We start from the raw sequence: 12,625 nt of genomic DNA on the forward strand, positions 1-12,625 counted from the left end.
AACGAGAACCTGAATATTTCGCCTGCATTTATCGGAATTGCAGTTGCTGCTCTGACTGCACTTGTTATCTTTGGCGGCATCAAATCAATTGCTACAGTATGCGAAAAGCTGGTTCCTTTTATGGCATTCTTTTATGTGCTTGGATGTCTGGTTATTCTGGGAATTAATTATGATTTTATTCTCCCTGCTGTCAAAACGATCTGCAATATGGCGTTTACACCTGGTGCTGCTGCCGGTGGTCTGGTAGGACGCGGTATTATGATGGCTATGCAGTATGGAATTGCCAGAGGACTTTTTTCCAATGAATCTGGTATGGGCTCTGCTCCAATTGCCGCAGCTGCTGCCCAGACAAGAAATCCAGTTCGCCAGGCTCTTGTTTCCAGTACCGGAACTTTTTGGGATACAGTTGTTGTATGTCTTATGACTGGCCTTGTTCTGGTTACCAGTATTATGAAAAATCCTACTATTGATATGGGAAATATTACAGATGGCGGTGTACTTACGACTCTGGCCTTTCAGCAGATTCCAGTTCTTGGACCTGTGATCCTGGTGGTTGGAATTATTTCTTTCGCATATTCTACGGTTCTTGGATGGGCATATTATGGCGAACGATGCGTGGAATATTTTGCAGGCAAAAAAGGACTGATTCCTTATCGTGTTCTTTACATTGCTGTTGCCGCTATTGCACCGGTTATTTCGCTGAATCTGGTATGGACTGTTGCAGATATCCTGAACGCTCTGATGGCAATCCCGAACCTTGTGGCGGTGCTTTTGCTTTCTAATGTGATTGTTAAGGAGACGCGGAAGTATATTGATAATCTCGATGCGAAGGATGAGACGCCAATTGAGGTTATTGATAAATAATGAGATTTCTAAAAGAGCCAGGAAACTTCCGATTTGGTTTCCTGGCTCTTTTAATGACTTCATTTATAAAATACTTATCTGGACACTTTATTCTTCACAGCAGACCATCCACTATACACTTTCTTTCCCAGCGCATTATAAGAATATGCCCGTATTCTGTAATAGTATTTCGTTCCTTTTCTCAATCCTGTGTTAGTGTATCTTACAGTATTTCCGGATTTGATGGTTGCTACTTTTCTATAAGAACCTGTAGTGCCGGCTCTGCGATAGATTTCGTAGCCTTTTGCATTCTGGGATTTCTTCCAGGAGATTGTCAACCTCTTTGCAACTTTATTGGATATTCCACTGATAACCGGTTTAGAAGGCTTCACGGTATTGTTGTCAACATCATAAGCTTTATCTGTCATCTGCAGAACAGAATTTGCACCGGTTCCGTAGGTGTCTCGGGTATCCTTATCATATTTGAAATATATATTGCCGCTTTCGGTTTCATAAGTATAACCTTTTGAAACACTGCCATAAGATGGAGTATTAAGGAAAAGATCTCCGTCCTCTCCTACTGTACCTTTATCACTGTTTGTGATGTCTGCCATGTAGTATCTGCCATCCTGCTCTACAATATTCCACATATGAGGTCCGGCACCGGTTCCGCCGTCCATATCTCCGGTTACTGTATAACAGGTAATATCACTGAGATCACACAGGTACTGGAATGCTTTTGAATAACCCTCGCAGACTACCTGCGTAGAGTCATCTCCGTCAAACACCCAGATCAGCTGCCACGGATCACCATAGCCGTCTGCGTAAGAATCCGACATTGCTTCATCATTATAGTCTGTCAGATAGCAGATCATTTCCTTATAAGCAACCAGTTTCTCTGTCACAGACGAATTCTTGAATTCATTTACAATCTGTTTTGCATTTGCCGCCGATGCTTTTGCTATATTTACCATGCTGGCATCTACCCGATATTGATCGGATGCATAGCCATTGCATACCGGCATGGATACCTCCAGATCTGTAATCCTGACAATACGTTTACCGCCACTTACTGATACAGAATAATTGTAGCTCCACTCCGTGTTGGCCGTTTTCTCATACCAGTATAATTCATAAGGACAATCTGTCCGGAGACAGCTAAGAACTTTGTCTGTATCCAGATTGTCAAAAGTCTGTGATACTTCCTTTTCTAACCGTGCTCCCGAAGCAGAAGTCTGCCAGCGGAGTCCCAGATCTGAAGTGACCTTGAACTTTGTGCTTCCACCTTTTGCTGCTATATTGGTTACTTTTGTTTTCATCTCTTCATAAAGAGCCTGCTGTACACCGGAAAGAACACTCTCGCCAATAGAAGTGGCAGGAGCTGTAGCTGCATCTTTCTCGTAGAAGAACTGATTTGCATACTCCCCAAACAGTTCATCATTGTTTGATGAAGTATCAGTATTCAGACTGACTTTCTCTGTTACATGCACAGAACCATCCGGGAGTTCCTGTATGGTTCTTTCTGTGACTGTGAAATCATTTCCTGCTGCGGTATCATCAGTAATGCTGCTATCTGTAACATTGCTGTCCGTGATACCATCATCTGCACTATTGAATTCAGCAATGTCACCACCTGAAATCGCTTTATTCTCTCCGCCATCTGTAAAAACTGTGGCGTTGAAATCTGCATCCGCATTTGACTTTCCCTGATTTTTTGCTGAAGATGTTTCTTGTTCTGTGCCATTCTCAGCAGATGGAACCTGATCCGTGTTAGAAAGTGACTCTACTCCCATCCCATCTGTAAACTCGTCTGCTGCCAGTATTGGTGCTGTCAAAGTTCCTGCTGCCAGCACGAGACTTAAACTCAAACTGATAAAACTTTTTCTTCTGTACATGCTTCCTCGCTCCTTATCCTTTGTTTTTACTCAATATTTCGTTCACTTGATATCTACAAATTACCTCACCGCGAAGCAGCTCCCGCATTTTCGTTCCACTGCAATGGGTGCTAAACATGTGACGCTGCAAGCCCTGATATCTCTCTATTAATAAAATACAAGATTTCAGGAAATGCTGCAAGTGATATGGGACAAAACGACATATTTCGGGATAGTTGACCAGGATTACTGCATACTTGGCGTGGACTGTGGTGTCTGCATCTTCAAAATCCACAGCCTTCATTCCTCCATCAGCTGCCCGCTCCTTGCTGGAAAAAAAGATTAAATTTTGTAAAGGGAGCCTGACCAAAATGGCCAAATCTCCCTTTCAATTATTTTTACATTATATTATTCCACAGTTACACTCTTAGCCAAATTTCTTGGCTTATCTACATCCAGACCTTTAGCTACGCTGACGTAGTATCCCAGCAACTGAAGCGGAATAACTGCCAGTGAAGTTGCAAAGTGCGGGTCTGTTTTTGGTATGTAGACGGTGAAGTCTGCGGTATCTTCTATATTATAGTGTCCGTATGTTGTAAGGCCCATAAGGTAGGCGCCACGGCTCTTGCATTCTACCATATTGGAGACTGTTTTCTCATAAAGATGATCCTGAGTGAGGACGCCAATTACGAGGGTTCCGTCTTCGATGAGGGAGATGGTGCCGTGTTTGAGTTCGCCTGCTGCGTAGGCTTCTGTGTGTACGTAGCTGACTTCTTTCATTTTCAGGCTGCCTTCCATGCTGATGGCATAATCGATGCCACGACCGATAAAGAAGGCGTCTTTTGCATTTGCCTGTTTGGCTGCGAACCACTGGATACGTTCTTTGTCGTCTTCGATGATCTTGGTGATCTTATCCGGAAGGGCTTTCAGTTCTGTGATCAGCTGCTGGTATTTCTCTTCTGTAATCTGCTCTCTTACTCTGGCGAACTGTACTGCCAGGGTATAGGAAGCGATGAGCTGAGTGCTGTATGCTTTTGTGGTTGCTACGGAGATTTCCGGACCTGCCAGGGTATAGAAAACGTTATCTGCTTCTCTGGCAATGGAAGAACCTACTACATTGACGATTCCCAGTGTACGGATACCGTTCTGCTTTGCTTCGCGGAGTGCTGCCAGACTGTCTGCTGTCTCACCGGACTGACTGACAATGATCACAAGTCCGTTTGGATCCAGGATTGGGTTTCTGTAACGGAATTCAGATGCAAGTTCTACACGTACCGGAATTCTGGCCAGGTCTTCAATTACATACTGAGCTGCCATTCCTACATGGTACGCAGAGCCGCAGGCTACAATATAAATCTGGCTGATTTTGCGGATATCCTCTTCTGTAAGACCTACTTCTGTAAGATCAATGTGATCGTCTTTGAGTACAGAATACAGAGTATCATGGACTGCTTTCGGCTGTTCATGAATCTCTTTCATCATAAAGTGCTCAAATCCGGCTTTCTCTGCTGCTTCTGCATCCCATTCGATAGTCTTTGGCTCTTTCTGGATCTCGTCACCGTCCAGATTGTAGAAAGTAATCTCACCTTTTCTGACACGGGCCATTTCCAGGTTTCCGATATAATATACGTTGCGGGTATATTTCAGGATTGCCGGGACATCAGAGGCAATATAGGATTCACCGTTCTCTACGCCAAGGATCATTGGACTGTCTTTTCTTGCCACATAAATCTCTTCCGGATAATCTTTGAACATGATCGCCATTGCATATGAGCCGCGGATACGGACCATTGCATGATTGATGGCATCTACCGGTGTACCGAGATATTTCTTATAATAATAGTCTACCAGTTTAACTGCTACCTCTGTGTCTGTAGATGAATAGAATTCATATCCGTTACGAATGAGTTTGTCCTTTAACTCCTGATAATTCTCAATGATTCCATTGTGGACTGCTACCACATTTCCATCATCGCTCATATGCGGATGTGCGTTTGTCTCAGATGGCTCGCCATGAGTTGCCCATCTGGTATGTCCGATTCCGCATGTACCTGGAACAGACTCTCCATCGCTGGTCTTGTCTGCAAGAACTTTCAGACGTCCTTTCGCTTTGATGATTGCTGTATCACCTTCTCCGTCACGAACTGCCAGACCTGCTGAGTCATATCCTCTGTATTCCAGTCTGGACAAACCGTACAGCAGAATCGGTGCTGCCTGATGATTACCTGTAAATCCTACAATTCCACACATTTTCTATATTCCTCCTGAAGAATTCTTCAAACCTTCAAAGTTCGCAGATTTGTTATATAAATCGCTTCTTTTCTCATGTTTGTCGGTTCTGAGATTCAAATTTCCTATCATGCATACAGACATGAAAATGATTCTTCCATTTTTTGACCCTGATATCATAATGCAAAAAAACAGAGGCAAAATCTCTTCTGCCCCTGACTGAAACCTGTGATTTCGGGGTGTTTCTTTCCATATCGTGTTTCATTGTAGCATGATGTTTCACTTATGGCAAGAAAATCGCCCAAAACGATATACTCTGTTTTTATGAAAATACTTTCACAAACATTATTCTTTGATAATATCCTCAAGATTTTTTTATAAACAAAGGTCACCAAAACCCCGAGACATTTTATTTTACTTTCTGGCTTTTTACAGTGGACCATCCACTATATACTTTTTCGCCGTTTTTATCATATGTATAGGAACGGATTCTGTAATAATATGTGTGTCCTTTTTTCAGTTTCATATTTGTGTATCTTATGGTGGAACCAGATTGGATCACTGCTGCCTTTACATAGGAATTGGTAGTTCCTGCACGGCGGTAAATCTCATATCCTTTTGCTCCTTTTGATTTCTTCCAGCTGATCACAAGTTTGCCGGCTGTCTTGTTTGATATGCCTGTAATTGTTGTTTTTGCCGGTTTTGCGGTCAGGCCATCCGCCGAATAGGACTCCTGTGTCATCAGAAGGATAGAATTCTTTCCTGTTCCATATAATTTCTTCGTATCTGTATCGTATGCATAATGCATGTTTATGCTGTCTGTGGCCTATGTATAGCCTTTGGAAATACTTCCGGAGAGTGGGGTATCCAGAAACAGCCCGCCCCCGGCTCCTACTGTACCCTCATCGCTGTTGGTAATATCTGCCAGGTAGTATTTACCATTATTTGCAACAATATTCCACATGTGAGGTCCTGCTCCAGTTCCACCGCTCATGATACCGCTTACTGTATAACAAGTAATATCACTGAGATCGCATAAGTACTGGAATGCCTTGGAATAGCCCTCACAGACTACATTGGTGCTGTCATCTCCGCAAGCTGTACGATTATGTCTCTCTTCTTATGCATATTTAATCTCTCCTTATCTGCCGTAAAAAATAGAAAAATGGAAACATATCTGCCAATTTTTCTATATCATATCTACAATATCCTATTTCGCCAAATAAAACAAGAGATTTAAAAGAATGTACTGTAACAGTAACGTACTCTAGCGTATTGCAGCTATTTTCTTATCCGCTCTGTATTCAGTACCTGCCAGAAGTCCTCGTTCTCCTGCCAGATAGCATAAATCTGCAAGACGTTCGTATTTTGTCTGCATGCATGCAATGTAGTCATCCAAGAATCTTTTTACCGGATACGGGAGATCTAATCTCTCATATCTGTTCTCCAATTCTATAAGATCATTGTTATCCTGCTGGATGTATTTATCCGCCATACTCATTTCCGCCTTGAGAGCAGCAAGTTTCTCCTCGTAATTTGCTGTTAATTCCATCGCATTCATTGTATTCATTATTCTCTTTTCTCCTATTATCCTGTGTCTGTGATCTGATGTTGTTACTTCACTGCATTACTTTATATGATATATTCTGTATTTGCGTGTGTGTTGATTTCGTACTGTGGCATTCCCTGTTCTGGATGCCGCAGCTGTGTTATGTAGAATAAAAAATCGTATATATTTTCTATATCTTGTGTTGTATTAGCAGTTATGTTACATCTTTTCACATAATGTAGTGTGTTGGTTTCTGTCCTATTTCGAGTTTAATTTTAATTTTTATGCCTCTAAAAGTCAATGGAATTCGTCCGACGTTTTATGATATAATTCGACATTCATCTTGATAATACGTAGAAAAAAGCAGCTGCCCGTCATGTAACTACATGCGGGCAGCGATAAAAAAGTGGATTTTTTTCAGGTGTTGCGGATGATCCGGTTTAATTTCATGAAGTCTATGACTGCCTGTTTTCCGATCTTGCAGATTTTCTTCATGTTAATGGAATTGACTCCTCCCTGGCGGGGACGGAAAGTGATAGGCAGATATTTGATGGTACATCCTTTTTTCTTGTAGATTACCGCCAGAAGAACGTTAGAAAGATTGAAGTTCTTCGGAATCAGGGCAATGTATCTGCGCATTGTTTGCGCTTTCATCAGACGATATGGAGTGTTTGCATCTGTTAGAGTTACACCGAAACAGATACGAATAACTAATTTCAGTGTTTTGGTCACAAATACACGGGAAAATCCGTCTTGTCTGTCCTTTCTCCACCCGATAACCATGTCGTATTTCTGTCTGCGGTTCCAGAACGGTTCAAACTCTTCCGGAAGTGTCTGACCATCGGAATCTGTCTGGAATATGTAGTCTGCACCGTTCTTCAGAGCATATTTATACCCGTATAGCACGGTTGCTCCATGTCCACCGTTTGGCTTTGTCAGCGGAGTCAGAAGCGGTCGTGTTTCAGCGCATTGTTTTAATTTCTCATATGTGGAATCTTTGCTTCCGTCGTCAATGATCACCAGGCGGGACTGACCATTCCCATTATGCTTCTCTATAATGGGATACCAATCGTTGACGACCAGCTCAATGTTATCCTGTTCGTTGTATGCAGGAATAACGATATATAGCTTATCCATAGTGCCTCTCCTTTGGATGTTTTCATTACTGTTCACTTTGTCTCAGTAACGATGTTTGATGAAATCCACTATAGCACATATACATGGGAAATGGTATTGCAGAGTTTATATATCCTTTACAAGTATTCCTAGCTTCCGGGCTAGATTGAGAAGTTCTTTGTTTGCAGCGTTCATGGTGCCGAACTCTTTCAGCGGGCAGATAACTTTCTGACACTGCTTCATAAGTTCTGCTGCATTTTCATAGTTTTTCTGTGAAATGCATTCAAATGTTTTCTCTGCAACTACCTGTGCTGCAAGAGCACTGGCTACCTGATAATCAACATCATTTGTATGAAGCACACCTGCTGCGAAAGGAATGCCCTGGCGCTGGAGTTTCCGGTAGATTGGAATTCCGCTTCCGTTGCCTCCGATCACGAATATCTGCGGTGTGCCTTTCGGTGGTTCCATTTCCACGCACCCGAAGGCTGCATTGTAGCTTCCCCGGGTAATGCCGTACAGATTTCGAATGTAATCTGAGGTAAAAATTTCCTCCGGTGCACCGTATTTCTCTATGTGTTCTCCATGAACACAAATAACTTTGTCAGAAACTTTCTGTGCAAGATCCAGCTCATGAAGAGACATTATGACTGTAAGCTGATTGCCCAGAACCATTTGTTTCAGAATTGTGAGCAGTTCCAGTTTATGACGGATATCCAGGAATGAAGTCGGCTCATCCAATACAATGATCTCCGGCTCCTGGCAAATGGCGCGGGCAAGGAGAATTCTCTGCCGCTGCCCATCACTGATAGCTGTAAAGTCTCTGTCTTTTAAGTCCCAGGCATGGACAGTTTCCATGGCTTCCTTTACTTTTACCTTGTCCTCTGCTGAAAGAATTCCCAGAGTACCTGTATAAGGGTAACGTCCGGTTGCTACGATATCTTCACAGGTCATTAATTCCGGACGCATTCTCTCTGTGAGAACAACTGCCAGTTTCTGCGATACTTCTTTGTTGGACATCTGACTCATCAGCTGTTTATCCAGATAAACCGTACCACTGATTGTGGCAAGCTGTCTGGTAATACTCTTAAGAATTGTGGATTTCCCGGCTCCATTTGGGCCGATCAGAGTAAGGATCTCACCCTTTTTTAACTGAATATTGATTTCTCTGATCAGTGGTTTACCGTCATAACCGACCGTCAGCTGATCTGTATGAAAAAAATACGGCTCTTTCGCAGGCGCTTTTTTATTTGTATTGTTATCCATGTTCTCTCTATATCTTTCCTTATATTTGTTTCTTTGCTCGTAACTATTCAGTATCTTCGCTCACAGTTACGAGTCAAAATCCATTGAAAATTGCTTTTGGTGATGGAAGTACATTCTGCCAACAGGTTATATTCTCTGCTGTCTGCGGATCATAATATAGATTACAACCGGTGCTCCGAACACTGCAGTTACGGAGCTGATACTGAGTTCTGTAGGCGCAAATACAGTTCTGGCTATCAGATCGCAGAAAAGGCAGAATACTGCTCCTCCAAGGAAACACGCAGGGATCACAAGGAGAGGTCTGGCTGTTTTGAGCAGGCTTTTGGCAATGTGTGGCACTGCGATTCCCACAAAGGATATTGGTCCTGCAAAAGCGGTCACACAGGCGGACAGAATGCTTGACAGCAGGATCAGTGCCACGCGAAACAGTTTGATATTCACGCCCATGTTCTGCGCATAGACTTCTCCTAACTGGTATGCACCAATAGGTTTTGACATGAAGAACACAATTACCATCGTGATCAGCACAACGACTGCCATTACCCGCACATTCGCCCATGACATTCCTGAAAAACTTCCCAGAGACCAGTTGTGGAGATTGACAATATTGGAATCATCTGCAAACGTAACCACAAAGTCTGTGACAGCGGAGCAGATATATCCGATCATAACGCCACTGATGACCAGCATGGACATATTGTGGACCTTCTTTGCCACCAGCAGGACAAATCCCATGGAGATCATGGAACCAATAAAAGCTGCGATGATCATTGCCGCGGATCCCATAGAGATAGATCTGCTGAGGAAAAAGATCATCAGCAGGGCAACTACCAGCTTGGCTCCCGAGGAGATTCCAAGCACAAAAGGTCCTGCGATCGGGTTATTGAAAAATGTCTGCAGGAGAAATCCGGAAACGGAAAGTGCTCCTCCCAGGATGATAACTGCCAGGATTCTCGGAAGACGGATCTCCCATATGATATTATAGGCAGTGCTGTCCCCCTGATGTCTGAATATAATATTCAGGATTTCGCCTACGGAAAGGTGAATGCTTCCGGCATTTACGTTCCAGACAAATAAGATCACCAGCAGAACTGCCAGTATGATAAATGACAGCCAGTATCTGGCTGTACGTTTCTTGTCGTTCATGTCCTTGTTCCTTCTATCTTTTATTTGTTTTCTATGCTCTTATCCCGAATTATATGGATAAGAGCAAATTTGCTTATTTACTCAGATATAATACAAGGGCAAACTACAAGTTTTGCCCCTGTACTAAAATCCTGTCTGCAGGATTCCTTCTTATTAAACGAATATTCACAATCCACCTTCAACACTTACTTATAACTGTCCCTCTGTCTGATCCTTTGAATTTTTCTTTTATTTAAGTTTATGTATATAGTTGAGTTCTTCCAATGAATCATCATCTGTTGTCAGGATAGTGTGGATGTCTTCGATCATAGTTCCAAGTTCTGTTGTTTCCTGAAAAAGGTTCTTGCCTATGCACCATACATTTCCATCTTTCACTGCCTTAAAATCTGCCAGAAGATTGCTCTTGGCAAGGAGTTCGTCAATGGTTGTAAGTTCTCCGTCAATGGTGCTGTTGTAAATAATGTAATCTGCATCTTTTGCTTTGGCATAGAACTCTTCCATCTGCATATTCATAGTGGACAGGGCATTATCGCTCTCTCCGGTGTCTTCCGGGACGTATTTGCCGCCTGCAAGTTCGATCATGTTGGACACATAATCATTATTTTTGCGGACATTGACAGCGCCTACGGAATTGATGTAAAAGAACGCTACTGTCTTGCCAGTGTCTTTATCGTCAGATGCAAGGACTTTGTCAAGCTTGTCTGTCTGTTCTTTAAAAGCTTTCTCTGCCACATCTTCTTTTCCAAGGAGAACTGCATAGAGTTTCATCCATTCGGTTCTGCCAAGAGGATGACTCTCATAACTGGAACGTTCTACCATGACCGGGATACCAAACTGCTCCAGTTTCTCCTGTACCTCAGGGTTATGATGGATCATGGTGGACTCAATGGCAAGACCACATCCCTCGTTCAGGATCAGTTCATAGTCCGGTGCATTGTATTTACCGGCATAGATCATCTTTCCGGCTTCCATGGCATCTTTGGCTTCCTGAATATACCATCCGCTTTCCTTGGTTCCGGAGAGACGGATACTGTCAATGCCATCAATGGCACGAAAAAGATCCATGGCTGAAGTTGCTACCAGATAAATGTTATTCAGTGGCTGCTGGATTACTGTGATATCTTTATCCAGACCTTCCGGTGCTTCCTTTCCTTCCGGGACTACCAGAAACTGACCTTCCTGATCAATAGTGATAAGGGCGTAGCCATCATTATAGTAGTCCACGCTGAATTCCTGCGCATAGGATAATTCCATACTGTGATCATAAGTCAGTCCCGGGATATCTGCCGGAGTACTGGTGCTGTCTTTGTCAGCTGCATTTACCGTGCCGGTACAGATCAGCAGCATCGCCATCAGCAGAAAAGCATGAAATATTGTTTTCTGCAGTTTTGTAATTGAAATATTCTTTTTCATAACTGTATATTTCCGATTTATGTATTTTCTTTATTTAGTTTTTTGTATCTATTATTCAGCGTCTTTTGCTTTCGCTTCTTTGACAGTTGAGGAATCAAAGTTTAAGGTGTAGTCAATCTCATGAGGAGTACTCATTGCTACTGTATCAGCTGTTACTTCCATTTCTGCGTCAAATACACTGACCGGGATTTCGAAAGTGGAGTTTCCATCTTTATTGACTGGCTCATATTTTTCGCCATCTACGAGCATGTAATCGTAATTCGGGCTGCTCCATACGATAGTTGCTGTGGCTTTGTCGCCTTCTACTTTGATTGCAGCAGGAGAATCAACAGTTGCTCTGCCAGTTCCGCCTGTGAGGGTTACTTCCATTGTGTAGTCGCCATCCTCAAGGTTAAGATCTGCTAATGTTTTGCCTTTTTCGTCTTTGCTGTCTTTCTCTGTGTCTGCTGTTTCTGTGTCATCTTTCGCGTCTTCTTTTGTGTCTTCTGCATCTTTGGAAGCTGTGTCTTCGGTATCTGCTGCTTCTGCATCATCTGTTTTTACAGGATTGGTAACACTTACTTTATGATCGTACCATTTGCCCTTGGTTCCGATAAGGGCTACGTCGAACTCTTCGTCAAGTGCAGGCACCGGGATATCGAAGCCGTATACTTCTTCGGTCATTCCATCGCTGTATGTAACAGTGTCTGTAGTTGGCTCAAGGAGTTCTGCGCCATCTTTTTTTGCATCTTCGGCTTTTCCGACGAACAGATTTACGATTTTCTTGGATGCAAGGCTTACATGAATAGTCATCTGACCATCTTTTACTGTGAGGGTTCCTTTTCCGTCGTTTGCTTCGTTCACATGGAACATTCCATTGTCAGTATCGAATTCTGCTGTATAAGTGCCATCCTCTAAGGTATCTCCCTTGGATGTGTCTGCATCTTTGCTTTCTTCATCTTTCGCATCTGTTTCTTCTGTGTCAGCTGCGTCCTTATCTGCTGTTTCTTCTGTTGCAGTATCATCTTTTGTTTCTGCCAGGATTGGGCTTGTGCCGAGTAATGTTGCTGAAACTGTAAGGGCTGTCATTAATAAGGTGAATGAACGTTTTTTCATGATGTTACTCCTTTGTCTTATATATAAATTTTTGTTTTTCTTCTGTTAAATATTTTTCTTCTATAATAATAGATAAAATGAAATATTCTTCCTATAA

12 protein-coding genes are annotated in these 12,625 nt (G+C 42.6%); 1 reads left to right on the forward strand and 11 read right to left on the reverse strand.

Going from position 1 to position 12,625, the window contains the following annotated elements; all coding sequences use genetic code 11:
* The coding region (locus ACTNES_RS10590) for an alanine/glycine:cation symporter family protein (RefSeq protein WP_441039252.1) at positions 1-864 on the forward strand (864 nt) is incomplete at its 5' end.
* Between the two features lie 74 nt (positions 865-938).
* Here ACTNES_RS10590 and ACTNES_RS10595 read toward each other — a convergent pair.
* The 11 genes from ACTNES_RS10595 to ACTNES_RS10645 form a co-directional block, all read right to left on the reverse strand.
* Complete coding sequence (locus ACTNES_RS10595; RefSeq protein WP_441039253.1) at positions 939-2,738, reverse strand: fibronectin type III domain-containing protein; 1,800 nt, start codon at positions 2,736-2,738, stop codon at positions 939-941.
* Positions 2,739-2,751: 13 nt separating this feature from the next.
* Complete coding sequence (locus ACTNES_RS10600; protein WP_441039254.1) at positions 2,752-3,012, reverse strand: hypothetical protein; 261 nt, start codon at positions 3,010-3,012, stop codon at positions 2,752-2,754.
* 113 nt (positions 3,013-3,125) lie between these two features.
* Complete coding sequence (gene glmS, locus ACTNES_RS10605) at positions 3,126-4,967, reverse strand: glutamine--fructose-6-phosphate transaminase (isomerizing) (protein ID WP_291812015.1); 1,842 nt, start codon at positions 4,965-4,967, stop codon at positions 3,126-3,128.
* Positions 4,968-5,355: 388 nt separating this feature from the next.
* A complete protein-coding gene (locus tag ACTNES_RS10610) occupies positions 5,356-5,754 on the reverse strand; it encodes a fibronectin type III domain-containing protein (RefSeq protein WP_291812018.1) in 399 nt (132 codons plus the stop codon).
* A gap of 18 nt (positions 5,755-5,772) precedes the next feature.
* Positions 5,773-5,910, reverse strand: a complete 138-nt coding sequence (locus ACTNES_RS10615) for a hypothetical protein (RefSeq protein WP_291812021.1) — start codon at positions 5,908-5,910, stop codon at positions 5,773-5,775.
* Positions 5,911-6,213: 303 nt separating this feature from the next.
* Entirely contained in the window at positions 6,214-6,516 is a 303-nt protein-coding gene (locus tag ACTNES_RS10620) for a hypothetical protein (RefSeq protein ID WP_291812024.1), read from the reverse strand.
* Between the two features lie 396 nt (positions 6,517-6,912).
* Complete coding sequence (locus ACTNES_RS10625; protein WP_291812028.1) at positions 6,913-7,632, reverse strand: glycosyltransferase family 2 protein; 720 nt, start codon at positions 7,630-7,632, stop codon at positions 6,913-6,915.
* Positions 7,633-7,737: 105 nt separating this feature from the next.
* On the reverse strand, positions 7,738-8,874 hold the full coding sequence (locus ACTNES_RS10630; RefSeq protein ID WP_441039255.1) for an ATP-binding cassette domain-containing protein: 1,137 nt from the start codon (positions 8,872-8,874) through the stop codon (positions 7,738-7,740).
* Positions 8,875-9,000: 126 nt separating this feature from the next.
* Positions 9,001-10,020: a FecCD family ABC transporter permease gene (locus ACTNES_RS10635; RefSeq protein ID WP_216459897.1), complete on the reverse strand. Its 1,020-nt coding sequence runs from the start codon at positions 10,018-10,020 to the stop codon at positions 9,001-9,003.
* Between the two features lie 228 nt (positions 10,021-10,248).
* A complete protein-coding gene (locus ACTNES_RS10640) occupies positions 10,249-11,373 on the reverse strand; it encodes an ABC transporter substrate-binding protein (protein WP_441039260.1) in 1,125 nt (374 codons plus the stop codon).
* Between the two features lie 111 nt (positions 11,374-11,484).
* On the reverse strand, positions 11,485-12,528 hold the full coding sequence (locus ACTNES_RS10645; protein WP_291812041.1) for a hypothetical protein: 1,044 nt from the start codon (positions 12,526-12,528) through the stop codon (positions 11,485-11,487).
* Positions 12,529-12,625: the final 97 nt, after the last annotated feature.

Origin of the sequence: Blautia sp. HCP3S3_D9, assembly GCF_052063845.1 — a bacterium.
Taxonomy (GTDB): domain Bacteria; phylum Bacillota; class Clostridia; order Lachnospirales; family Lachnospiraceae; genus Blautia_A.